The organism is Acinetobacter pittii (assembly GCF_034064985.1).
GTDB classification, from domain to species: domain Bacteria; phylum Pseudomonadota; class Gammaproteobacteria; order Pseudomonadales; family Moraxellaceae; genus Acinetobacter; species Acinetobacter pittii_H.
In genome coordinates this window covers 2,283,579-2,309,641 of sequence record NZ_CP139249.1, presented here as the reverse complement: position 1 = coordinate 2,309,641, position 26,063 = coordinate 2,283,579, and the positions used below count along the sequence as shown (strand labels likewise).

General features: G+C 39.9%; 20 protein-coding genes. 11 read left to right on the top strand and 9 right to left on the bottom strand.

What is annotated here, in order from left to right:
- Positions 1-2: 2 nt before the first annotated feature.
- A complete protein-coding gene (locus tag SOI76_RS11005) occupies positions 3-452 on the bottom strand; it encodes a PaaI family thioesterase (protein WP_104080558.1) in 450 nt (149 codons plus the stop codon).
- Positions 453-756: 304 nt separating this feature from the next.
- On the opposite strand from SOI76_RS11005, the gene acdB reads away from it, so the two are divergent.
- A complete protein-coding gene (gene acdB / locus SOI76_RS11000) occupies positions 757-2,559 on the top strand; it encodes an acyl-CoA dehydrogenase C-terminal domain-containing protein (protein ID WP_104080557.1) in 1,803 nt (600 codons plus the stop codon).
- A gap of 196 nt (positions 2,560-2,755) precedes the next feature.
- On the top strand, positions 2,756-3,559 hold the full coding sequence (locus tag SOI76_RS10995; protein WP_205668473.1) for a thioesterase family protein: 804 nt from the start codon (positions 2,756-2,758) through the stop codon (positions 3,557-3,559).
- Positions 3,560-3,619: 60 nt separating this feature from the next.
- Here SOI76_RS10995 and iorA read toward each other — a convergent pair whose 3' ends face one another.
- On the bottom strand, positions 3,620-7,102 hold the full coding sequence (gene iorA / locus SOI76_RS10990; RefSeq protein ID WP_104080555.1) for an indolepyruvate ferredoxin oxidoreductase family protein: 3,483 nt from the start codon (positions 7,100-7,102) through the stop codon (positions 3,620-3,622).
- Positions 7,103-7,306: 204 nt separating this feature from the next.
- On the opposite strand from iorA, the gene SOI76_RS10985 reads away from it, so the two are divergent.
- The gene (locus SOI76_RS10985) at positions 7,307-8,248 is read left to right on the top strand and encodes a LysR family transcriptional regulator (protein WP_014206446.1); all 942 of its coding nucleotides are present in this window, start codon (positions 7,307-7,309) and stop codon (positions 8,246-8,248) included.
- A 250-nt stretch (positions 8,249-8,498) separates the two neighbouring features.
- Here the strand turns inward: SOI76_RS10985 and mvaB are convergent, their stop codons facing one another.
- From mvaB to ivd, 5 genes are read right to left on the bottom strand one after another with little or no spacing between them, the layout of a single operon-like run.
- Positions 8,499-9,401 (bottom strand): hydroxymethylglutaryl-CoA lyase, encoded by a 903-nt coding sequence (mvaB, locus tag SOI76_RS10980; RefSeq protein WP_104080554.1) that lies wholly within the window; start codon positions 9,399-9,401, stop codon positions 8,499-8,501.
- Entirely contained in the window at positions 9,398-11,389 is a 1,992-nt protein-coding gene (locus tag SOI76_RS10975) for an acetyl/propionyl/methylcrotonyl-CoA carboxylase subunit alpha (protein WP_104080553.1), read from the bottom strand. Before SOI76_RS10975 ends, mvaB begins: the two co-directional genes overlap by 4 nt.
- An 11-nt stretch (positions 11,390-11,400) precedes the next feature.
- Positions 11,401-12,204, bottom strand: coding sequence for an enoyl-CoA hydratase/isomerase family protein (locus tag SOI76_RS10970; RefSeq protein ID WP_104080552.1), 804 nt, complete (start codon positions 12,202-12,204; stop codon positions 11,401-11,403).
- Positions 12,205-12,213: 9 nt separating this feature from the next.
- Complete coding sequence (locus tag SOI76_RS10965) at positions 12,214-13,815, bottom strand: carboxyl transferase domain-containing protein (protein ID WP_104080551.1); 1,602 nt, start codon at positions 13,813-13,815, stop codon at positions 12,214-12,216.
- A gap of 24 nt (positions 13,816-13,839) precedes the next feature.
- On the bottom strand, positions 13,840-15,012 hold the full coding sequence (gene ivd / locus SOI76_RS10960) for an isovaleryl-CoA dehydrogenase (protein ID WP_104080550.1): 1,173 nt from the start codon (positions 15,010-15,012) through the stop codon (positions 13,840-13,842).
- A 144-nt stretch (positions 15,013-15,156) separates the two neighbouring features.
- Here ivd and SOI76_RS10955 point away from each other — a divergent pair, with 144 nt between their 5' ends.
- The 5 genes from SOI76_RS10955 (at position 15,157) to SOI76_RS10935 (ending at position 21,339) form a co-directional block, all read left to right on the top strand.
- Positions 15,157-15,774: a TetR/AcrR family transcriptional regulator gene (locus SOI76_RS10955; RefSeq protein WP_002114305.1), complete on the top strand. Its 618-nt coding sequence runs from the start codon at positions 15,157-15,159 to the stop codon at positions 15,772-15,774.
- Positions 15,775-15,884: 110 nt separating this feature from the next.
- A complete protein-coding gene (locus SOI76_RS10950; RefSeq protein ID WP_104080549.1) occupies positions 15,885-17,579 on the top strand; it encodes an AMP-binding protein in 1,695 nt (564 codons plus the stop codon).
- A gap of 71 nt (positions 17,580-17,650) precedes the next feature.
- The gene (cmoA, locus tag SOI76_RS10945; protein WP_104080548.1) at positions 17,651-18,322 is read left to right on the top strand and encodes a class I SAM-dependent methyltransferase; all 672 of its coding nucleotides are present in this window, start codon (positions 17,651-17,653) and stop codon (positions 18,320-18,322) included.
- 277 nt (positions 18,323-18,599) lie between these two features.
- Positions 18,600-19,883 (top strand): DcaP family trimeric outer membrane transporter, encoded by a 1,284-nt coding sequence (locus tag SOI76_RS10940; RefSeq protein ID WP_104080601.1) that lies wholly within the window; start codon positions 18,600-18,602, stop codon positions 19,881-19,883.
- A gap of 100 nt (positions 19,884-19,983) precedes the next feature.
- Entirely contained in the window at positions 19,984-21,339 is a 1,356-nt protein-coding gene (locus SOI76_RS10935; protein ID WP_104080547.1) for an MFS transporter, read from the top strand.
- 49 nt (positions 21,340-21,388) lie between these two features.
- Here SOI76_RS10935 and SOI76_RS10930 read toward each other — a convergent pair whose 3' ends face one another.
- Positions 21,389-22,627 carry an SGNH/GDSL hydrolase family protein gene (locus tag SOI76_RS10930; protein WP_104080546.1) on the bottom strand — a complete coding sequence of 413 codons (1,239 nt, stop codon included), beginning with the start codon at positions 22,625-22,627 and terminating at the stop codon, positions 21,389-21,391.
- A gap of 111 nt (positions 22,628-22,738) precedes the next feature.
- Here SOI76_RS10930 and SOI76_RS10925 point away from each other — a divergent pair, with 111 nt between their 5' ends.
- Positions 22,739-23,644: a LysR family transcriptional regulator gene (locus tag SOI76_RS10925; RefSeq protein ID WP_104080545.1), complete on the top strand. Its 906-nt coding sequence runs from the start codon at positions 22,739-22,741 to the stop codon at positions 23,642-23,644.
- Here the strand turns inward: SOI76_RS10925 and SOI76_RS10920 are convergent.
- Entirely contained in the window at positions 23,637-23,939 is a 303-nt protein-coding gene (locus SOI76_RS10920) for a hypothetical protein (protein WP_104080544.1), read from the bottom strand. The two genes, SOI76_RS10925 and SOI76_RS10920, sit on opposite strands and share 8 nt — an antisense overlap.
- A gap of 1,317 nt (positions 23,940-25,256) precedes the next feature.
- Here SOI76_RS10920 and SOI76_RS10915 point away from each other — a divergent pair.
- Together SOI76_RS10915 and SOI76_RS10910 are read left to right on the top strand one after the other, a co-directional pair.
- The gene (locus SOI76_RS10915; protein ID WP_104080543.1) at positions 25,257-25,685 is read left to right on the top strand and encodes a hypothetical protein; all 429 of its coding nucleotides are present in this window, start codon (positions 25,257-25,259) and stop codon (positions 25,683-25,685) included.
- Positions 25,686-25,789: 104 nt separating this feature from the next.
- Positions 25,790-26,008, top strand: coding sequence for a hypothetical protein (locus tag SOI76_RS10910; RefSeq protein ID WP_032053637.1), 219 nt, complete (start codon positions 25,790-25,792; stop codon positions 26,006-26,008).
- Positions 26,009-26,063 lie beyond the last annotated feature (55 nt).

Genomic DNA, 26,063 nt, shown 5'->3' with positions numbered 1-26,063 from the left:
TATTATTTGCGAATAATCATTAATGTTGCCGAGGCAAAAGCATACACTTTGCCGTTCTCATCTACGATTTTTCCTTCGGTACTAATAATATTACGGCCCGCATTGATCAACTCGGCCGTCGCATAGTAAGACGTATCAACCTGCATGGGGCGGATCATTTTTACATTTAAATCAATGGTTCCATAGCCAACACCATGTTCAAGTAGGGTATGGGCCGCACTGCCTGTCGCCGTATCTAAAGCTGTGGCACAAAAGCCGCCGTGTACACCGCCTTGTATATTTCTATGTTCTTTGCAAGGAGTAACTTTATAAGTTGCTTTACCTTCGGAAACTTCAACGAGTTCCATCGGTATGGTGTGAGCCATAGGTGATGGAGAAACTTCACCATTTTTTAAAGCGGTTAAAAACTCAAGACCTGTGTATTTCGGGCTTTCCATAAATCGTCCTTGCATGATTAAGCAGTCTAATCACCATACTATAAATTGATTTTTTACGGAATAAAATTTTGCAATACAAAATAAAAATTTATTCTAGTTAAACAAGACTAATTAATTTTTATCTTATATTTTTATTTAAAAACATATATTTATTTTTTATCTCTATAGCTAAGTTAGGATAATTTTATTAAATTAGTGAAATTATATTTTGCTATAAGAAATTTTTTGATATTTTGGTGAGATTGAAACAATAAAAGTCCATTTCAAGGAAAAACAATATCTGCCCATGACACAGGCAGTGAAGTGAAAGGAAAAAACTATGCCTTCATACAAAGCTCCATTACGTGATATGCAATTTGTACTGCATGAAATGCTTCAAACAGAACAGAACTATCAAGGTTTAAGTAAATATCAGGAAAGCGTAAATCGAGAATTAATTGATCAATACTTAGAGGCAGCAGCAGATTTTTGTGAAAATGAATTGGCGCCCATAAATCAAAATGGCGATCAGGAAGGCTGTCATTTAAATCAAGGCGTAGTCACAACGCCGAAAGGTTTTAAAGAAGCCTACCAAAAATATGCTGAGCTTGGATTTACCTCACTAACCGCCGACCCTGAATATGGTGGGCAAGGCTTACCAACATTGCTGCGGATTGCCATTTCTGAAATGTTATGTGGTTCTAATTGGGCGTGGGCAATGTATCCGGGTTTGTCTCATGGAGCGATGAGAACCATAGAGCACCATGGTACTGAGCAACAAAAACAAAAGTTTTTGACTAAACTCATTAGCGGTATCTGGACGGGAACAATGTGTTTAACCGAATCCCATGCAGGCTCAGACCTTGGGTTAATTAGAACGAAAGCCGAACCAAATCCGGACGGTAGTTACTCAATTACGGGGGAAAAGATTTTTATTTCAGCAGGTGAACACGATCTTTCAGAAAATATTATTCATATTGTTTTAGCCCGTTTGCCTCAGGCACCTGCAGGGACCAAAGGTATTTCTTTATTTATTGTGCCTAAATTTAATGTAGACGATGAAGGTAATTTAGAAGACCGTAATAAAGTCGTCTGTAGTGCAATTGAACATAAAATGGGGATCCATGGTAATGCCACTTGTGTTCTTAATTTTGATGGTGCCAAAGGTTATTTGATTGGTCCTGAAAATCGCGGGCTTAATTGTATGTTTACCTTTATGAATACCGCACGTATTGGAACGGCAGTACAAGGGCTTGCTGCTTCTGAAATTTCATTTCAAGGTGCATTAAGTTATGCCAAAGAACGTCTCGCCATGCGTTCGCTATCAGGTCCTCAATATCCTGAGAAAAATGCCGACCCAATTATTGTGCATCCTGCTGTGCGCTCGATGCTAATGACGCAAAAAGCTTTTTCTGAAGGTGGCCGTGCATTGGCTTACTTTTTAGCTCAGCATGTCGATATTGTGGAAAGTTCAAATGATCAGGAACAGCAAAAGCACTCCGATGAATTACTGGCTTTTTTAACGCCGATTGCTAAAGCTTTTTTAACAGAATCAGGCAATGAATCTGCAAAGCATGGTGTTCAAGTATTTGGTGGGCATGGCTTCATTGTTGAGCATGGTATGGAGCAAATTGTACGTGATGCGCGTATCTCAACATTGTATGAGGGAACGACTGAAATCCAGTCTTTAGATTTACTTGCACGTAAAGTCCTCAAGTCGGAAGGCAAACTTCTAAAAAATATGACCGATTTAATTGATCGATTTATTGGTCAACATCAATCAAATGAACTCTTGAAATCTTATTTAGAAAAATTAGCTGAGCTTAAGCAACAATGGTTGTCACTGACCAAATCGATTGCAGAGAAAGCAAAACACAACCCTGAAGAAATAGGGGCCGCTTCGGTAGATTATCTTTATTTTTCCAGTTACGTCGTGTTCGCTTATTTATGGGCTCGAATGGCACAAGTTGCCCATGAAAAATTAGAATCGGGTACACAAGAGGAAGCTTTTTATAAAGCAAAATTAACGACTGCTAAGTTTTTCTATCAAAAGCTTTTGCATCGTACACAGAGTCATGCTGCTTCTATTGAGTCTGGCGCTGAATCTGTGATGGAGCTTGATCAAGATGCTTTTGCATTTTAATGAATCGTAAGTTCTAGAATCGCTGGGTGAAATTGACATGCGAAATTTTACCTAGTGATTAAATTTGTAATTTTAGACTCATCAGTTTTTGGTAGGAAAAACCAGTTGAGCCAAAGAAAGAGAGGGTTAACATAAGCATTAAAACGTGAATTTTCATCAAATATAGATGTTGGATAAGGACTACGGAAAGAAAATCATGAATGCTTATTATCAATTACTGAATAGAACAATTGGTCCTCAAGGTGAAGTCATTGCTCATTATTGCTCAACTGTCCATGCACAAGGGGCTTGGAACCCTCATGAACAGCATATGGCACCTGCAAGTGGTGTCATCGCAGCAGAGTTAGAGCAATTTTCACCACGACAAGATAAGCGAATTGGCCGAATTAGTTTTGATATTTTTGGTTTGATCGCATTTGGTGAATTTACGATTAAGACACATGTGATTCGTGCCGGTAAAACCATTGAATTGATTGAAGCCGAAATGCAAGCACAAGGTAAAACCTGTATTGTGGCTAGAGCATGGCGCATGTGTACTCAAGACAGTTCCGATATTGCTGGGCTTGAAGATCAGCCAGTTCACCATCCAGATACCTTTACAGAATGGACGGGTATGAAAAGATGGCCAGGTGGCTTTATTCAAACGCTAGTCACTAAAACGGATGATCAGCATCGTGCGGGTAAAGGCATTGTTTGGCTCAATAATGATAAAGAAATCGTGGAAGGGCAGCCGACCACAGATTTTGCGCATTTGATTGGCATGGTAGATGCGGCAAACGGCATTGTCCCAAGACAAGAAGGCGAATTTACTTGGGGCTTTCCAAATCTTGATTTACAAATCCACATGCACCGTTATCCGCAAGGGAAATGGCTAGGTTTGGAAACCGTTCAGCAATATGGTTCGGATGGTATTGGTTTAACCAGTGCAGTTTTACATGATGTGTATGGACCATTTGGACGAAGCGAGCAAATTTTGACTTTACGTAAAATGACTAAATAAATTTTTGAGCCAATAAAAAAGTCATCCCTAAGGATGACTTTTTTATTTTAAGATTTAATTTTAGTTACGGACTTTGAGCAGTGTTGGTGTAAGTTCATCCCAACGTTGTTTTGCAGCGTCCATTGCTTTCATTTTGATATGACCATAACCGCGGACTTCTGCTGGTAATTTTGCAATTTGCTCAGCAACTGCCAAGTTATGATTATCTGGTGCTTCAACAAGTGCTTCAACAAAAGCGATGTAACGATCACGCCATGCTTGTTCGTGTTGACGCTCTTCTTGACGTGCAAATGGGTCAAGGAAAGTTTCACGAAGCCATTGTAAGCGAGCAAGCATCATCATTGGGAAGCGCATCCAGTAACCAAACGCACGTTTACGAACATTTTTCAGACCACCCAGTAACGCTGGCGGAGCAAGATGATACGTTAAACGTAAGCCTTTACCGAATTGGGTTTCAATCGATTCTTTGAAGCTCTTACCAGTTAAAAGACGTGCAACTTCATATTCATCTTTATACGCCATGACTCTATAAAGCTGAGTTGCAATGGTACCCGTTAATTCTTCTGGTAGTTTTTTAGCGGCCAGTTCTACAAGTGTGCGGTATTTAGCTGCATAAGCTTCATTCCAGTAGTCTGTTAAACGAGCAGAACGATCTTCAACAAGTTCAGCTAAAGTTTGCGGAGTTTTGGTTTTTGGCATTGCCGCAACTAAGCGTGCAGCTAAAGTTGGGTCACTTGCAAGATGACAACCCACACGGAAAGCTTCGAGGTTCTTTTCAACAGCCGTACCATTTAAACGAATTGCTTTTTCAATGCTTTCACGCAGTAATGGAATACGTCCAGATTGCCATGCCATACCGAGTAATAACTGGTTGGTATAGATTGAATCACCTAGGAGTTGCGTTGCAATGCGAGCTGCTGGCAAAGAAACTAGTTGACCTTGACGAACACGACCACGAAGACGATCAATTAAATCACTAATAGGTGCATACCAGTCACGAGATTTAATAAACTCAGAAGTAGGAGTGCTGTCTTCATTCACAATAACTAAAGCATCATCTTTTAAGCGAGATAGAGCAGCGCTACCACCAGCGACTACCGCATCTGCACCAATCAATAATTCACATTGACCTGCCGGAATTTTGGTAGAAGAAATTTGCTCATCACTTGCTGCAAGTTGAACGTATGAATAAACCGTACCACCTTTTTGCGCAAGACCTGCCATGTCCATAACACGTGTTGCTTTACCTTCGAGGTGAGCCGCCATACCAAGCAGTGCACCAATAGTCACAACACCTGTACCGCCAATACCACCCACCATAATACGACTTGGAACATCATATAACTGAGGAATAACTGGTGATGTTGGCCAGCCTGCACCAATACCTTCAAATTTAGCTGGACGTTTCATGTCACGTGTATGAACAGTCACAAAACTAGGGCAGAACCCTTCAGCACAAGTGAAGTCTTTATTACAGCTACTTTGGTTAATTTGACGTTTAGTACCTAAAGCAGTCTCTACAGGTTCAATCGATAAACAGTTTGATTTTTTCGAACAGTCGCCACAGCCTTCACAAATATCACTGTTAATGTATAAACGCTCAGCTGGGTCAGGGTAGACGTCACGTTTACGGCGACGACGTTTTTCACTGGCACAGGTTTGTACATAAATTAAAGCGGTTACACCTGTCACTTCACGAAGCTCACGTTGAACTGCGTCGAGCTCATTACGGTGGCGAATTTCGACACCCGGTGCAATACCATCTTCTTCGTTTAATAATTTAACTTCATCCGTCACGATGACTTGTTTTTTAATACCTTCAGCAGCAAGCTGGCGAGTTAACTGTGCAACGCTCAAATGACCATCTACATGCTGACCACCTGTCATAGCGACTGCATCGTTGTAGAGGATTTTGTAGGTAATATTGGTTTTTGCAGCGATAGACTGACGAATTGCTAAGTAACCTGAGTGGAAGTAAGTTCCGTCACCGAGGTTAGCAAAAATGTGTTTTTCATTAGTAAATGGTGATGCACCAACCCAGCTTACACCTTCACCGCCCATTTGAGAGAACGTTTCGGTACCGCGATCAAGTGAAACAGCAATATAGTGACAACCGATACCGCCTAATGCACGGCTACCTTCAGGAACTACGGTTGAAGAGTTATGAGGGCAACCACTACAGAAATAAGGTTTACGTTCAGCAAGATCAATGACACGTTTTGATTCTTGCTCTGCTTTTAGCAGTAAGTCGATTCTACTTTGGATTTGTACTTTTAGGCTTTCTGGAATATCAAGTTTTAAGAAGCGAGCAGCCAGCATTTTTGCAATAGGTTCAGGCTGGTACTCATAGTGACCAATGAGCGGTGCTTCTTCAATAGAAGTACTCCATTCGCCTTTGCCGTCAGTTGCTTTACCAATGACACGAGGACGTTTGCCATCAGGCAGTGAGTACAGCTCATCTTTAATTTGTGTTTCAATAATTGGACGTTTTTCTTCAATAACGATTAGCTCTTCTAAACCTTCGGCAAATTCACGAATGCCTTGTGGTTCTAAAGGCCAAATCAGACCAACTTGATAAACACGTAGCCCAAGCTGTTGGGCAGTTTCATCTTCAATACCTAAAATGCGTAAGGCTTCAATGGTATCTAAATAACCTTTACCACTTGCGGCAATACCGACACGGGCATTTTCACAAGGCCATGTTACGTTATTGATTTTGTTGGCACGGGCATAGGCCAAAACAGCAGGTAAGCGATATTTATAAAGGCGCTCTTCTTGTTGAATGCCGTGATCTGGCCAGCGAATATTGACGCCGCCTTCTGGGAAATTGACATCTTCTGGTATAACCGGAGTAACACGGTCTAGGTCGACATGAACAGAAGCAGAAGTCTCTACAATTTCACTGACGAGCTTCATTGAAGACCAAAGGCCAGAAAAACGTGAAACAGCAATGGCGTGAACACCAAAGTCTAAAATTTGTTGAACGGATGTTGGGTAGAAAATTGGAATACCACAACCAATCATGACATGTTCAGACTGGTGAGGAATTGTAGAAGATTTACATGAGTGGTCATCGCCAAATAAAGCAACCACACCACCACGTTCAGAGGTACCAGCTAAGTTAGCATGGCGGAGTACGTCGCCTGAACGGTCAACACCCGGGCCTTTACCATACCACCAAGAAGACACTCCATCATATTTGCCTTGGCCTGAAAGGTTAACTTGTTGGGTACCCCAAATTGCGGTAGCAGCCAAGTCTTCGTTTACACCAGGTTGAAATACAACATTATGGGATTTAAGTAATCCTTGAACTTGCCAAAGGAAACTATCATAGTTACCAACAGGAGAACCGCGATAACCAGAAATAAAACCAGCAGTATGATAACCATTCATCGCGTCACGGCGAGTTTGGGCAAGAGGCAACCGAACAAGTGCCTGAATGCCGGTCATATATGCTGTACCGTTATCACTTACATATTTATCTTCAAGTGACACATCCTTTGTTGCAATAATATTTGGAGTGACTTTTGTAGCTATATTCATTTATATCTCCTTAGAATTTTTAGTAGCTCGGACTACTTTCTTTTTTCAACATCCAGTTGAATATTTGGAGCAAGTGACATACGAAATAAAAAAAGATCGGTTCCTCTTCTTAAAAAGAATTAGTGCCAATGTATGTACATTTAGTCATTGTGGTTGATCTAAACTGGTGCAACAATCCGTAATTTAGGAAAACATATTTACGTTATGCGCAAAAATCTCGATGGTGGACTATTGCATGCAATGCATGCATTCCTGAAAGTGATTGATAGCGGGAGTTTCACAGCAGCAGCTGAGCAGATGGATCTGACCACAGCACAGGTTTCACGTCTTATCAGCGAGCTAGAAACACGCTTAGGTACAAAATTAATACAACGCTCAACGCGCCAGCAGGCACTGACCGATATTGGTGCGACTTACGCAGAGCGCTGTCGCCAAGTCATTTCAATGGTGGATGAAGCAGAGTCGGAAGTGACAGGAACGGCATCTAAACCCAAAGGACGTTTACGTGTGTTAAGCATGGGAAGCTTTGGACATCATTATGTTTTTCCAGTGATGGCCGAATTTTGTAAGCATTATCCTGAACTAACCGTGGAATATACGACTTCGCAGTACGTTCCAGACTTGTTGGCAAAAGGGGTGGATGTCAGTCTTTATCTCACTGAATCTTTAACAGACTCCCGTTTTGTTGCACGCAGAATTGGTACTATTTTTTCTGTTTTATGTGCTTCACCTGCTTATCTCGAAAAACATGGTGTGCCGAAGTCCCCAGAAGACTTAAAAGATCATGCCTGTTTACGCTTGGTAAACCCTTCTATTACACCAGATTGGCACTTATTAAATACAAGTGGTGAGTCTTACCAAATCGACATTGGCGGACAACTCATTGCAGATAATCCTGAGTTATTGTTAGATGTGGTGCAACAGGATATGGGCATCGCATTATTGCCGATGTTTTCGGCTTTAGATGCAGTTCAAAATGGAAGATTATGTCATATCTTGCCAGAGTGGCGTTCACCCGATATAGGAGTTTATACCTTATTGCCTTCACGCCATTTTATTGATGCTAAAACACGTGCATGGTTAGATTGGGTGGAAGAATATATTTCCCCAAGAATTGAAATGGATGCATCTTATTTTTATAAATAATGAGATAAATTTTTTAAGGACTAAAATAGAAAAGGATGAAGAATAATACGGTTTAGAATAAAAATAGGGTAGAGAATGCTTCTTTTGAAAGAGGCATTTAATACAGAGATAAATAATAGATTTTAAAAAAATTGCATGAGGGATTGAGCCCCAATTCCTGAACAGAATGAGATAAAGATGAGATAGGATGATCTGGTACTTTGCCTAATATTAAGCCTTATACCAGATGCTAAACTACTTTAATTTATGACTAGGCACACTTGGTTTGCCAATAAGCATTTGCATAATTCGACAAGCTTTTTCGGTTTAATACGTTGCTAATATTTTGGCTGGCTTGCATCAGTTTCTCTAAGTCAATGCCAGTTTCAAAGCCCATGTGTGACAGCAAATAAAACAGATCTTCGGTCGATACATTACCCGAAGCTCCTTTGGCATAAGGGCAACCGCCGAGTCCTGCAAGAGACGAGTCAAAAACACGAATGCCTTGTTGTAAAGACTGATAAATATTGGCAATTGCCATGCCGTAGGTATTGTGGAAATGCCCAGCTAAAACCTTGCTATCGAGTTCAGCAAGGCATGCTTGCCAAACCTTTTGAACACGATCTGGTGTTGCGGTGCCAATGGTTTCACCTAAAGACACTTCATAGCAGCCCATGTCATAGAGTCGTTTAACCACTTTTACCACTTGCTCAGGTGCAATTGCGCCTTCATAGGGACAATCGACAATACAAGAGACATAGCCGCGTACACGGATGTTATGTGCTTTTGCTGCGTTCATGACATCGCTAAACTTTTCAAAGCTTTCGTCGATTGAACAGTTAATATTTTTACGGGTAAAACTTTCAGAAGCTGCGGTAAACACCGCGACCTCTTTGCATCCTACTGCTTGAGCAGTTTCAAAACCTTTAATATTTGGAGTGAGCAGGCTAAATTGCACATCGGTTGTTTGGGGTAATAACTTAAATAGCTCGTCACTTTGGGCCATTTGCGGTACCCATTTTGCCGAAACGCATGAACCGACTTCAATCGATTTTAGGCCTGCACTAATTAGGTCATTAACGAAGTTTAAGCGTTGTTCGACGGTTAAAGCCTGCTTTTCGTTTTGGAGACCGTCTCTGGGACCGACCTCCACGATTTTGACAAACTCACTCATGCAACTTCCTCCTGAGCAGGCTGAAATTCCACAAGCTCGTCGCCAGCTTTGACCTGATCACCGACTTGGAAATAGGAGTCTACAATCACGCCATCTTTAGGGGCACGGATGGTATATTCCATTTTCATTGCTTCAAGCGTCATTAAAATATCGTCTTTCTTCACGCTATGATTTGCACTGACTAGCACTTGAGTGACCACACCTGGCATTGGTGCTTTCAGGTGGCCTTCATCGGCTTGGCTATCTGCCTGATTAAAGTCTTGACGAATATAAGCAAACTTATAGCTTTGTCCATTTTGGAACAAGGTAATGCCTTGCTGACTTTGGTTAAAAGATAGCTTTTGCTTAGATCCACCAATTTGAATAGAGGCGGTATGCGCATCAATCAATTGACCAGAAATTGGATAGCTTTGACCGTTATATTCTGCGGTGAATCCATCTTCATTTGAGGCAAATTTGATTTGAATATTTTGGTTTAAATAGTTCAGTTTAATACTGTGCTGATAGGCAATATTTAAACGCCAAAGTGGCTGAGCCTGCCAAAGCTGTTTTTGGCTTGAGCTGTTGTTATTAAGTTTACTTAAAAACTCAATAAATGCTGCTGCCACCACCAGTTCAGGTTTGATATCTTCTGGGCTAAACAAGAAGTTTTGTTCACGTTGAATCAGGTTGGTATCAAGCTTGGCTTGTTTAAACGATTCGCTACGAACAATTTTTTCAAGAAAGGCAATGTTGTTGCCTAAGCCATCGACATGGAATTGGCTTAAGGCATGCTGCATTTGAATGAGCGCAGCTTCACGGTTTTTACCCCATACGATCAGTTTGGCAATCATTGGGTCGTAATACGTCGTGATTTCATCGCCTTCAACGATACCGCTGTCTACACGCACATACTGGTTTTGGGTTGGGTAGTGTAAATAGTCAATTTTACCAATGGCAGGTAAAAAGCCTTTTTCAGGTTCTTCTGCGTAAATACGTGCTTCGAGTGCATGTCCGTGAATTTGTAATTCGTTTTGTAGTTTAGGTAAAGGTTCACCATAAGCCACACGAAGTTGCCATTCAACCAAGTCTTCACCTGTAATCATTTCGGTGACAGGGTGTTCGACTTGTAAACGTGTATTCATTTCCATGAAATACGCTGTACCGTCTTGTTCCACAATAAACTCAACCGTACCTGCGCCAACGTAATTTACCGCACGTGCAGCATCAATTGCAGCTTGGCGCATTGCATCTAGCTTTTCGCTTGGCATTTGTGGAGCAGGCGCTTCTTCTAACACTTTTTGGTGTCGGCGTTGTACAGAGCAGTCACGTTCAAACAGATGCACATAGTTGCCATGTGTGTCGCTAAATACTTGAACTTCAATATGGCGCGGTTGAATCACATAACGCTCAATCAAGACATCATCATTACCAAAGCTCGATTTAGCTTCACGTTTACAAGAGGCTAAGGCATGCAAAAAGTCTTCACTGCGTTCAACCAGACTCATGCCTTTACCACCGCCGCCCGCACTGGCTTTAATTAAAACAGGATATCCAATTCGATCTGCCTGCTGTTTTAAAAAGTCAGCATCTTGGTTGGTTCCGTGATAGCCCGGTGTTAAAGGAACACCTGCTTTTTCCATTAAAGCTTTTGAGGTTGCTTTTAAGCCCATTGCTAAAATGGCATCCACTGGTGGGCCAATAAAGCAAATATTGTGTTGTTGGCAAGCGAGTGCAAACTGATCATTTTCTGAAAGGAAGCCGTAGCCTGGGTGAACCGCTTGGCTGCCCGTATCGATCGCTGCCTGAATAATGCGGTCTGCTTGTAAATAACTTTGAGTTGCAGGGGACTGACCAATATAAACCGCTTCATCTGCAAGTTTGACATGTTGTGCATTTGCATCTGCATCTGAGTAAACAGCCACCGTTGCAATCCCTAATTTTTTAGCTGTACGAATCACACGGCAGGCAATTTCGCCACGGTTCGCAATTAAAATCTTTTCAAACATGATGATCGTCCTTAATTGTTGTTATTCGAGTTAGAAACCCAAGCAGGCTGTTGTTTATTTAAAAAGGCACTCAGACCTTCTTTTGCCTCGCTGCCTTGACGAACTTGAGCAATATGATGTGCTGTCTGATGCAGCAAGTCATTGCTCATGGTCTGGTTGCTCACCATTTGAATGAGTTGTTTGGATGCCGCTTGAGCGTGTGGGCCACCGAGTAATAGTGCATCAATAATTTCTTGAACTTTTTTATCTAAGTCTTCAGCATCTGCAACTTCATGGGCCAAACCAATGTGTTTGGCATCACGTGCTGAAATTCGCTCGGCAGTTAAGAAGTAACGAGAGGCTTGTCTTGCACCAATCGCACGGATCACATAGGGACTAATGGTAGATGGAGTAAGCCCTAAACGAACCTCAGAGGTTGCAAACTTGGCATCCGTGCTGGCAATACAAATATCACATGCCGAAGCTAAACCCATGCCGCCACCAAAGGCAATCCCATGCACACGGGCAATGGTCGGTTGTTTTAGGGTTGCGAGCGCATCTAACATTTGTGCAAGTTTTAATGCATCTGCTTCATTTTCTGCTGAAGATGCCTGACCTGCCTGTTTCATCCAGTTGAGGTCGGCACCTGCTGAAAAGCTTTTGCCGCGACCTGCTAAAACCACTACACGAATGTCATCACGGGTATTAATTTGTTTAAAGCAGGCATGTAGTTCTTCAATGACTGTCGTATTAAAAGCATTGTGTAATTCAGGGCGGTTCAGCCAAACATAGGCAACCTGACCTTGTTGTTCGAGTTGTAAAAATTGATAGCTCATATACACCTCTTACATGCGGAACACGCCAAATTTGGTTGGCTGGATTGGGGCGTTCATGGCCGCAGCCAAACTTAAACCAAGTACCTGACGAGTTTGCGCTGGGTCAATTACGCCGTCATCCCAAAGGCGGGCAGAAGCATAGTACGGATGACCTTGACGTTCATATTGTTCACGAATTGGCTGTTTAAATTCATCTTCTTGCTCAGCTGACCACTCTGCACCTTTTTGCTCAATTTGATCGCGCTTTAAAGTTGAAAGTACGCTTGCGGCTTGTTCGCCGCCCATCACTGAAATACGAGAGTTTGGCCATGTCCATAAAAAGCGTGGTGAATAAGCGCGGCCACACATACCGTAGTTACCTGCACCAAACGAACCACCAATAATCAAGGTGAGTTTTGGTACATTTGCGGTTGCAACTGCCATAACCAATTTAGCGCCGTTTTTTGCAATCCCTTCATTTTCATACTGGCGACCAACCATAAAGCCCGTAATGTTTTGTAGGAATAACAATGGAATATTGCGCTGAGTGCACAGCTCAATAAAGTGCGCGCCTTTTTGTGCAGACTCAGAGAATAAAATCCCGTTATTGGCAATAATCCCGACTGGCATACCATAGAGTGAAGCGAAACCGGTAATCAGTGTTGAACCAAAACGTGCTTTAAACTCATCAAAACGTGAGCCGTCTACAATACGGGCAATCACTTCACGCACATCGAAAGGTTTACGCGCATCATTTGGTACCACGCCATAGAGTTCCGGTGCATCAAACAAAGGCTCATCAATTTGCTTGTTTAACTCATTTGGCTTTTTATTTAAGTTCGCAACAATGTTCCGTGCAATGGCAATCGCATGTTCATCATTTTCAGCTAAATGGTCAGCCACGCCTGAAAGACGTGTGTGAACATCACCACCGCCTAAATCTTCACTGCTCACCACTTCGCCCGTTGCAGCTTTTACCAGAGGAGGGCCGCCTAAGAAAATCGTACCTTGATTACGTACAATAATCGTTTCATCAGACATGGCAGGTACATATGCACCTCCTGCGGTGCAGCTACCCATCACTACAGCGATTTGGGCAATACCTAGGCTCGACATGCGTGCCTGATTATAGAAAATACGCCCGAAGTGATCACGGTCTGGGAAGACTTCATCTTGCATTGGTAAATAGGCACCGCCTGAGTCCACCAAATAAATACAAGGCAAGTGATTTTGTTCAGCAATTTCTTGTGCGCGTAAATGCTTTTTAACCGTAAGAGGATAATACGTTCCGCCTTTAACCGTTGCATCGTTGGCAACGATCATGCAAGTGATGCCGTTGACCTGACCAATACCAGCAATCACACCCGCAGCAGGAACATCATCTTCATAAACGTTGTACGCTGCCAATTGACCAATTTCTAAAAATGCCGTGCCGACATCAATCAGTTGGTCAATACGTTCACGGGGCAAAAGTTTACCTCGAGCCAAATGTTTTTGACGGGCATTTTCACCACCGCCTAAAGCAATACGCTGGGCAACTTGTTTTAGATCTGTGACCAATGTTTGCATGGCTTGCTGGTTTGTTTTGAAGTCTTCACTTCGAACATTAATCTTGCTTTGTAATTGGTTCATAAGATGCGTCCTTATTTATAATTATTATTTGGTTTCATTGAAAAGTTCGCGGCCAATCAACATACGGCGAATTTCAGAAGTTCCTGCACCAATTTCATAAAGTTTTGCATCGCGCCATAAACGCCCAGCAGGGAATTCATTGATATAACCGTTGCCGCCTAAAGTTTGAATTGCTTCACCCGCCATCCATGTTGCTTTTTCAGCAGAATATAAAATGGCACTTGCAGCATCTTTACGTAGGCTGCGGTCATGGTCAGCTTTGTCACACGCAGCACCAACAGCGTAGACGAGGGCTTTACATGCCAACCATGTTGAATACATATCGGCAAGTTTGCCTTGCATAAGCTGGAATTCACCTAAAGCTTGGCCAAACTGTTCACGTTGATGTAAATAAGGAATCACGACATCTAAACAGGCATCCATAATACCTAAAGGGCCAGCACTTAAAACTGCACGTTCATAGTCCAAACCACTCATGAGTACTTTTGTACCGTTACCCACGCCGCCGAGTACGTTTTCAGCAGGCACTTCCACATTGTCAAAGAACAGCGGGTAAGTGTTAGAGCCACGCATACCGAGTTTGTCTAAGTGGTTACCGTGACTAAAGCCTTTCATGCCTTTTTCAATTAAAAAAGCAGTCATACCTTTCGCGCCAGCTTGCGGGTCAGTTTTAGCGTAAACTACGAGTACATCTGCATCACCACCGTTAGTGATCCACATTTTTGAACCATTTAAAACGAAGTGATCACCTTTTTGTTCAGCACGTAATTTCATGCTGACGACATCAGAACCCGCATTCGGTTCAGACATCGCAAGGGCACCCACATATTCACCAGAAATGAGTTTAGGTAAATATTTCTGCTTTTGTTGCTCGTTACCGTTACGGTTAATTTGGTTTACACATAAATTAGAATGAGCGCCGTATGACAGGCCAATAGATGCCGAAGCACGCGAAATTTCTTGCATAGCAATAATATGAGCTAAATAACCCATATTGGCACCGCCATATTCTTCAGAAACCGTCATGCCTAAAAGGCCCATATCTCCGAATTTTTTCCAGAGATGTGCAGGGAATTTGTTGTCTTGATCAACTTGTTGGGCAAGTGGTGCAATTTCCTTTGCACAAAATGCTGCCACTGAATCTTGAAGCGCAATTAAAGTTTCATCTAGACCGAAATTCAAGCTGCGTAGGTTCATGATATCTTCATCCTATTGGTTATATTTGTTGTCCATAAAATATTTTGTGGGTATTTGATAATTACCATACAATGATTTTTTAAAAAAGTGAATACTGATTCATAAAATGATTTACAATTCATTTTATTTGTTAGAGAATAAATTATGAGCTATAAACGATCATCTTTAATGCAAGAGCGGATGGAACAAAATCGTAAGTCGATTTTGAGTTCAGCCAGAAAGTTAATTTCAGAGGGAGGGTTTAAAGACGCACAAATACAAACAATTGCAGAGCAAGCGGGCGTATCAAGTGGTCTGGTTTATCGCTACTTTGATAATAAAAGCCAAGTGCTGATTGAGGTTTTGTCCGAAGCCATTAATACGGAACTATTGGTGATTGATTCGATTACTGAAAGTGACTTATCGGCAAAGCAGAAATTGCATAAGGCTGTGGCAACCTTTGTAAAAAGGGCACTGAATAGTCCTCAGCTTGCATATTCACTCATGTTTGAACCTGTCGATTCAACGGTTGAACATGAGCGTTTTCGTGTGAAGCAATTGATTAAACAAAGTATTAAAAAAATACTTGCGGATGGAAATGCAAGTGGTGAGTTTGTCTTGGATGATTTAAATACAGCAGCACTTTGTGTTGTCGGTGCCATGACCTATGTGGTGGTTGAACCCCTAGACCCAGCTCAAAATACAAAGTTTGATCATGCGCATAAAGACTATTTTTCAAAACAGATTGCTGACTTTTGTGTAGATGCTGTGCAGAGGAAATAGGGCATATAAAGGATAAAACAACACAAAGAAGGCGGTTTAGAAAAATAGTTGCAGTAACAACAATTAGATCAGGTAAGAAGAGAATTAGAAGAATCAAGGAGAATGATTCAATGCAACAAGAACGGTTAAGCTACGCCTCGGGACCAAGCACACAGCCCTTATTGGGTATGACCATTGGTGAACAATTTGATCAGGCTTGTCGGCAATATGCTGAAAAGGAAGCAATCGTTAGTTTTCATCAAAACAGACGATTAACCTATAAAGCTTTACAAGATGAAGTAAATGCTTTTGCTTGTAGCCTTTTAAAATTGGGATTAAGAAAAGGAGATCGATTAGCGATCTGGTCGCCTAATTGTGTGGAATGGACGGTAACCCAATTTGCAGCCTTTAAAGCAGGGATTATTTTAGTCAATCTCAATACAGCTTATAAAAGCCATGAACTTGAATATGTGTTGAATAAAGTCTCATGCAAAGGATTGATTATTGCTTCTCAATTCAAAACGACTGATTACCAAGAATTACTCACAAAAATTGCCCCTGAGTTAACCACCTGTACTGACAAAGTGCTCAGTTCAGAACGTTTACCATATTTAAAATTTGTCATTAAAATTGATGACCAGCAACATACGGGTATTCATCGCTTTAGTGATTTAGTCACTACGCCAACATCAGAACAGCTAGAACAATTAAAACTATTAAGCAAGCAACTTCAGTTTGATGAAACCATTAATATCCAGTTTACTTCTGGTACAACGGGTAATCCTAAAGGGACTATGTTGACCCACCATAATATTTTAAATAATGGCTATTTTGTTGGTGAAGGCATTCGTTTGACCCCTCAAGATAAAGTCTGTATTTCTGTGCCGTTGTTTCATTGTTTTGGCATGGTGATGGGGAATCTGGCGTGTGTGACGCATGGGTCAACCATGGTCTATCCATCGGCTGTATTTAATCCTTTAGAAACTTTAAAAGCGATTCATCAAGAGCGTTGTACGGCAGCTTATGGCGTGCCAACCATGTTTATTGCCACCTTAGAACATGAACAGTTTAATGAGTTTGACCTGTCGAGCTTAAGAACAGGCATTATGGCAGGTAGTCCTTGTCCACGTGAAATTATGCAACGTGTTATCGACCGCATGCACATGTCTGAAATCACCATTTGTTATGGCATGACTGAAACCTCGCCAGTGAGTGTACAAAGTTCGGTAAATGATTCGATTGATAAACGGGTAAGCACAGTTGGACATGTTCATCCGCATGTTGAAATTAAAATTGTCGATTTAGAAGGGCAGATTGTTCCGCAAGGAACTTTGGGTGAGCTATGCGTTCGCGGTTATTCAGTGATGGCTGGCTATTGGGGTGAAGAAGAAAAGACCAAAGAGGTCATTGATGCTGCTGGTTGGATGCATACAGGTGATATTGCCGAAATGGATCAAGACGGTTTTATTAAAATTAAAGGCCGTATTAAAGATGTGGTGATTCGTGGTGGTGAAAATCTCTTTCCAAAAGAAATTGAAGATTTCTTATACACTCATCCCGATGTAAGCGATGTCCAGGTCATAGGCTTACCAGATGCCAGATATGGTGAAGAACTTTGTGCTTGTATTATTTTGCATGAACATCATCAAATTGATGAAGACAGCATTCGCCAATTCTGCAAAGAGCATATTTCTCATAATAAAGTGCCGCGTTATGTCCGATTCTTTAATGAGTTTCCAATGACTGCTTCAGGCAAAGCGCAAAAGTTTAAATTGCAGGAAATTATGCGAGCTGAACTTAACTTAACGGGAAATGTCTTTGACTAAAGAAGTCGAAAGCCCATTCAAAGTGCAGCAAACTATAAATTGAAAGGTAGTTTAAATAGAGGATAAGCAAAATGGCAAAAGACTTTAATAGCCCAAAGGTAGTCGAAGGATATGACGAACATATTCGTAAATTAATTCCGGGTTATGAATTGATCCATCAACAGGTGGATGCCATTTTGCAATCGGTGTTGTCCCCAAATGCTCATATTTTAATTGTGGGCTGTGGTACGGGGTATGAACTCGAATATTTACTTAAACGTCATCCAAACTGGAAATTTACAGCAGTTGAACCATCTTTAACTATGCTGCAAAAAGCTCAGGAACAGGTTGAACTTTTAGATAAATCTTCTCAAGTCATCTTTGTTCACGGTGAAACGTCAGCTTTACCTCTTGAGAATTGCTTTGATGCTGCACTTTCTATTCTCGTGGCTCATTTTATTGTAGATGACATAAAACCTGTTTTTTTTAAGGATATTTATGATCGCTTAAAAGAAAAAGCGATTTTGCTGACCTACGATTTAATGACGTGTGTAAATCCACAGCATTTTCAAGCTTTACGTTATTTATGTTTGGCACAAGGCTTAACAGAAGAACAATGTCAAAAAATGTTAGAGCGTATGGCGCAAGACTTTTTTAGCCTAACCACTGAAGGATATATAAAACTTTTAGAAAAAACTGGTTTTGAAAGTGTGCATCCTTATACGCAAATTTTGACGTATCAAGGGTTTATTGCAAAAAAATAATGGATTTGGGAAAGCGTTAATACGGATATAAAACCTGCATATTCTCAATGAGGAAGAGAATATAAAAACTGAAAAAAATTAGAAGATTTAGCTTTACTTAAAAACAAATTAAAAGTGGTTTTCAGGCCGCTTTAGGGAGGTTTTGTCTAAAAAATATGATCAAAGGTCTTTCTTGTGAAAGAAAGGCAAATTTTAAGCACCTATTTTAGATAGGTACATAACAAAAAGGATGTCGAGATCTTTAAGTCGAATTAAAGACCAAAAGGAAAATTTCATGATGAAAGTTTTAAATACAACGGTTCAAAAAAGCCTGTTGGCTGTTTCTGTGACCCTGCTTGTGTCTTCTGCTCTTGCAGGTCAAACAGATCCTGAAATAGCACAACTTCGCCAAGAAGTGAAAGAACTTCGGGCTATATTACAAGCCAATATGCAGGCGCAAAAATCTTTATCGCAACAAAGAGTGGAACTAGTAAATTCAGCGACTCCTCAAGCCGTACCACCAAAACAGCAAGGTTTAACCAAGTCTGGCGCAGAATTTAACTTATATGGCTATATACGGGCAGATGCTTCTTATCAAATGAAGGGGGCATCTACGATGTATAACAATATTAGCGGTGTTCCACTTGAAAACACGCCAGAAGAATCTGCACAAAAAGACCAATTGCACAGTACGGTTAATGTGACACGTTTCGGGTTGAATTTTAAAACCCCAACAGCCGCGGGTGATGTGGGCGGAAAGTTAGAAATGGACTTCTTTGGGGCAGCCACTCGTGATCAGTTTCGGATACGCCATGCTTATTTAACTTTTGATAAATGGCTCATCGGTCAAACGTGGTCAACATTTATCGCACCCGAATATTATCCGGAAACGATTGATGCAGGCACATTTGTAGGCAGTGCATTATTAAGATCACCGCTAGTTCGCTATAGCGATAACTTAACGGCAAATACGAGCTTTGCAGTATCGGTTGAAGATCCGAAATATACTGCGACCTCAGACCCTGACAATAAAATGCGCTTACCAGCTTTGGTAGGACGTTTAAATCATAAGTTTGCGAATGGCTCGATGTTGTCGGGACGTAGTTTTGTCGCCGAAAAGAGAACGAATAATGATGAGCAAGTCGCTTGGGGTGTGGGCTTCGGCGGTAAATATCAAATTACGCCTGATACCTTACTCAAAGCCGATTATTACCATGTCAAAGGAGATGGGCGTTTCTTGCTATGGAGTAATAGCGGCTATGCAATAGATGATCAAAATAATATGCATAGCAACGAGTTTGACACCGTTTCTTTGGGTATCACTCATCAATTTACATCACAAATTCGTTCAACCTTAGGTTATGGCTATATGAAAGCCAAAGATGATAACCGTTTTGCCGAATTACAACGTAATAGCACCACTCAAAACAAAGAGCTTTGGCAGGGTTGGGTGAATGCACTTTATAACCCTTACAAGCCAATTACCTTGGGCGTCGAATATGTGTATGGCGAACGAGAAACTTTTGATGGACGTAACGGGATTGATAACCGCTTCAATATGATGGCGAGTTATGATTTTTAATTTATTCAATAAAACCTTGAATAATCTGTTTTTTCTTTAGGGTGCAGTATGTCGTTTTAAAAAATTGAATATGAATTTATCTCACAGAGGAGGTGAGTAAATGACAACATCTAAATTAAATGTAAATGAAGTTATTGATCAGGCCAGATTTACCCCTTTTCACTGGAGCATTTTGCTTTGGTGTTTATTAATTATTGTTTTTGATGGTTATGATCTGGTGATTTATGGCGTGGTACTGCCTTTGCTAATGCAAGAGTGGTCGTTAACAGCTGTACAGGCGGGGATGTTAGCAAGTACAGCACTATGCGGAATGATGTTTGGGGCAATGTTCTTTGGAACACTGGCAGACAAAATAGGCCGTAAAAAGGTAATTTTAATCTGTGTGACATTTTTTAGTGGTTTTACCTTCTTAGGTGCTTTTGCATCAAGCCCACTTGAGTTTGGGGTACTTCGGTTCTTGGCGGGACTAGGTATTGGTGGGGTTATGCCAAATTTAGTTGCACTTACATCAGAATATGCACCTAAACGTATACGCAGTACGCTGGTGGGGAGTATGTTTAGTGGTTATGCAATTGGGGGAATTCTTTCAGCATTGATCGGTAGTTATTTGGTTGAAAGTCAGGGGTGGCAAATTATGTTTTTAATTGCCGGTATTCCACTATTTTTATTACCTGTCATTTGGAAGTTTTTACCTGAGTCATTAACTTTTTTAGTTAAGACGGGTAAGACTGAGCAAGCACAGCGCATTATTCAAAAAATTTCACCTGAACAAAACCTAACGATTAATACTCACTTAGTGCTTAATGAAGATAATGTTCCAACAGGCAGCTCTGTAAAAGGATTATTTCAACAAGGTCGTGCATTTAATACATTCATGTTCTGGCTCGTGTTCTTTATGTGCTTACTCATGGTATATGCCTTAAGTAGCTGGTTACCAAAACTCATGCTGGCAGCAGGTTATTCACTTGGAAAGAGTATTTTATTCTTGCTTGCTCTAAATGTTGGCGCAATGATCGGTTCAATCGGCGGTGGTATTTTGTCTGATAAATTCCATCTGAAACCTGTAATTATGGGAATGCTGCTAGCTGGTGTTTTGGCACTGGTCGGCTTAGGTTTTAACTCACCCGCCTATGTTTTATATGGTTTAGTCACTGTTGCCGGAGCAGCAACGATTGGTACTTCAATTCTTCTTTATAGTTACGTTGCGCAATATTATCCATTAAGTGTGCGTTCTACTGGAATTGGCTGTGCCTCTGGTGTTGGTCGTATTGGGGCTATTGTTGGACCTATCTTAACGGGCCTGTTATTGGGTTTAGAATTGCCGCATAAGATGAATTTTGTGATGATCGCAATTCCTGCAATTTTAGCGCTTTTCGCCGTCATGGTTTTAAGACGATATGCAGCTGAAAAACAGCCTATTACACCAAAACTTAATGTTGAGTTAGAGGGGAATTAATCCATATGGATACGGGTAGGAAATAAATTCCTATCCGTATCTGGACGTTTTATTGATTAACTAATTGGTTTAAATCAACTAGATTTGCCATTTGTTGATTACCGCGATCATTCGGATGTAAATGATCTCCTGAATCATAAATTGGATTTAATCGATCAGGGTGTTTAGGGTCTTTTAAACCTTGCTCAAGATCAAGTACGGCGTCAAATGTATGGCTGGTTCTGATCCAGTGATTAATGCGCTGACGTAATTCATCTTTATTCATTTGGTAATAATTATCTAACGGTGTATTGGGTAAGGCACCTGAAAAGGGAAGTAAAGTTGCCCCAATCACTTGAATACCTTGACGATGTGCTTCATCTATAACGCGTTTATAACCTTGAGTGAGTGCTTCAAAAGTTGGTATTTGTTGTTTAGGTGCAAATGCGGTACCAGGCCAAGAAATATCATTAATACCCACCAGCACAATTAATGTTTTCACACCTGAGTATTGAAACACTTCACTTTTTAAACGTTTTAAAGCACTGTCACCCATACCGTCTGTAAGTAGTCGATTCCCTGAAATTCCACTATTAATAACTGCTACTTGATGTGGCGATAAGCGCTTAGCTAAAAAGTCGGTCCATCGAGTATTTGCATCTAAAGTTGCGGTTGCTCCATCGGTAATTGAATCTCCAATGACTGCAACAACATGTGCTTTACGCTTTGGTTTTACTTCCACAGCCGACAATAATAATCGCGCAGTTGTTGTTTTGGCACTGCTAGGCGTATTTAAATTCGCAGTCTGGTTGCCCGTAATGAGCCAACTGGTTTGTTTCGCATCCCAATGAAAAGTTTTAAATGTAGTGGGCTTTTGAATAAAGGTATTTACCATTAACTGCGCATGATCGGGAACTGGTAATTGGATTGGATCACTCATCAGCTGTTTGCCAGGTAAAATTTGTGCTTTAAGCTTTCCAGAAAAATAAACTGGATAAGCATTCTTTGATTTTAGACTTTGTCCTTTGATTAGTCCCACGGTAGTTTTATCAATATATAAAGGTTGATCCCCATATTGGTTGGTGAAAACGAGCCGAACAGCTTCACCACCTAAACTAATTTGACTAATTTGTTTGATGGTCTGATTTGATATTTGATCTGGAATATTGGTCGGGAAAACGAAATCTTTATTCCAGACTTTTTGTGGGCTGGCTGCCCAAGTGGTAATCCATTGGCTCTTTTGTACTTCTGCTTGTGCAAAGCTCGTAAATAAAACGAGAGAGAATAGGGCGGTTTGATAAAGTTTCATCTCGTGAACTCTTTAAAACGAATTAAAGTTATCTTGAAACAAATTGCTGGCTTGTTATAGCCACATAAGCGGAATAAGATTTGTGAATGAAATTCATAAATAGATTTTGTTATGTCTTATTTTGATATTAATCGGTCTGGCGAGTTGGCAATTTTTATTCGAGTGGTCGAGCTTGGAAGTTTCTCTGCCGTTGCAAGAGCTTGTGACATGACGCCGTCTGCGGTGAGTAAGTTAATTTCACGCTTGGAAAAAAGACTTGGCGTAAGGTTGCTTAACCGTTCAACACGCCAGTTTCAGCTTACCAGTGAAGGATGTCAGTTTTATGAGCAAGGTATTCAAATCCTGAACGATCTAGACGAGCTTGAACAATCTGTTACTGCAAACCACATACCGCAAGGGCGAATTAGAATTCATACTAGTCTTTCATATTGGACGCATTTTTTATTGCCTTGTATTTCTCAATTTAATGAGTGCTATCCACAAATAGAATTAGAAGCTCATTTGAGTGATGAAGTCATTAATTTGGTTGAGCAAAGAATAGATGTTGCAATTCGTACAGGGCCTTTAAAAAGCTCAAATTTGGTTGCTCGTACACTCGGGAGCACGCAGAAACATTATGTATGTTCACCTACATATATTGAAAAGTATGGCTGTCCGCAGCACCCAGAAGAGTTATATGAACATCAGCTTTTAGATGTAAGTTACCAACGCCAAAATAAAACATGGCTTTTTAAAAAAGATGTTCAAGAAATCACGCTTGCTCCCACTAAGGTTTTAAGAGTAAATCATGGAGAAGCAATCTTACAGTTAGCGCTTGCAGGTGCTGGTATTGCACAGCTTAACCAATTCCAAGTCCAAAAAGCTGTGGAGCAAAAACTATTGGTTAAAATCCTTGAAGACTGGAATACCAATGCTTCTGAAGAATTTCATGCCGTCTGGATCGGACATGACAAATATGTTCCTAAACGTGTCAGGGCTTTTTTAGATTTCTTGGTCGAGCATGCAAACATTAGTTAATTAATTTGTTTCTGGCACTTAACTGACATTGATCCATGGTTTCATTCATTGTTTCCACAAAGTGCATATCCGCATCAATATTTTGTAAGCTAACTTTCGGTAAGTTTTCTACAAACTTTGGCGAATAATGTTTTTCTAAAGAGTTATAAATACAGTTGCATTGTGAAAGTGCACGACCTGCCCAAACACAATGTGTATTAAATTCATTTTTACTAATAGATCTGCAACCTATTAAACTTATAGAACTTATTAATAGGGTGCACATTAAAACAATACGATATAAAAAAAACATCATTATTGCTCTTTATTGGTTGTTGTTATCGTTCAGTTTGGTTTGGAGATGTTCTCATCTTTAACGGGTGTTAAATATTGACATCTTTTGTCGAGTGAGATGAGTGTTTGGATGGGCGAAAAAATAGAGAAAGTTCTTTAAAACCGCTTTAAGCCAAATAAAAGGATAGTGAAGAGTAAGAAAAATAAAATAATATAAAATAATAGTCATTAGAGACTCCTTGATAAAAGAAGTTGCGCCCAATCACTGCTATTAATTATGGTGGTGAAACGAAAGAGGGTTAGCAGACTGATACCTAAGAAACCAGCACACCCGAAGGTGTCCCACTCCCGTTCCTCCGTCAAAGGCACGAGGGGCTCCACACCAAAAAACTTGTTTTTAGTGCACTTAGGTAGACGATCTGCTAAAACCGACTGACAAAATAGGTCAGCGGGAGCATCATAAGCTGAGCCTTAAAGCGGGTCAATTGCAAAAATAAAAGATTGGTTTATATAAACAAATATTAATATTTTTAAATTTTTATTAATAAAATAAGGAGTTATTTAGAATTTGAAGTACTGAATAAACATTCAGTCAAATTTAGAAAATGAGTTTTAATGTTTATATATCAAATATTTATTAATTGTGTATTTATATAGTGTGGAGGGCTATTAACTTAATAAAATACAAGTTTAAAAAGGGTGAGAATTTTTAATTTTATAAATATGATGTAATTAAATAATTAGCTATTGCCAAAAAATAATCAAAATATCAATTGCAAGAATAGTAATTTTCTTTAGATTTATTTTATTGAGATTTTTACAAAAGCTTGCATAACCTACAAAACTTAAGAGAACCATAGCGGTAGGTAAACATAAGAAAATGTTATTCATAAACCTACATCTTAAGATTTAAAAGGGTGACCTCAATGTTAAGAATATTTTATGCAGTAAGTATGGTAGTCACAATTGCAGTCGGTATGAGCGCTTGTCAAGATAGAAATACAACTGACGATGATGGTACACACGGTTCTAATGATCCAGCGACTACTCAACAAATGGATAAAAATTCATAATATTTTCGCTTAAGAAAACTCACTGTTAAGTGGGTTTTCTTATCGTTTATTTCTATAAAATATGTAACATAATAAAAAATACAATTATATGAAAATATAAAATTAATCAATAAATTAGTGAGTTATTATGTTTGTATAAAATTGTTGTTATTGAATTGTGTCTAATATAAATTATAGTTTCAAAAAATTAATAAAATAAACACAATAAATTACTTATATTCATCCAAAATTCATTTTAGTGAAAACAATTTTTTGAAGGTAAGGATATGCCCCAGTACTTAAGAATAGCTGAGAAAATCTATCAAAATGTTAAAGAAAAAAAAGGCTTTACAGATGATCCTATGGAAGATCTTAACAATTTGATGATTGAGCTCAGACACGAGATTAAGGGGACAAATCTTAAACTTTTATACAATTATATTGATTTTGCTGAATTACTGATTAAACCTCTTCAGGAATCTAAAATTAAATTAGATTTAAGTATTATTCCTAAAAGTAAGAATACACAGGAATTTGTACTTTGGCTTGCAAGTTTTATCGAACGAATTACCACGGGTGGTCAAGAAAAACTGCCTCCCATCCGTGCAAAAGTTGCTTTGCCTGCCTATGCCTATGAAGAACCATATCCTCCTACGGGAAGCCCCGTAAATAATGGGGAAGAAATTATTGAATACTTTAAGAAAAAAGAAAATTAAACAAATTTTCAGTCAAGCCTGATGTGTACCTACTTAGATCAGGCTTAAATGATATTAGAACTCTATTACGTTTACGTTCAAATGAATACTTAAGGTGGTTAAGCATGTTTGTATATTTTACAGATGGGACGTGTATTAATGAGTCTGAGATCTATGGTGTGAAAGCCAAACATGAGCAAAATAAGTATGTAGTTGAAGTAACAATCAAACCGACTCATACATTATCGGCATCTAGTGTACAGTTCAAAAAAGAAGTTTTTGATAATGCTCAATTAGCCAATCAATATTTAAATAATAATTTTAATATGCCACCTTTCTTTTAAAGAAGCACTCGAAGCTGGATTTTTAAGAAATTTTAGCAATAAAAAGAGCTTATTT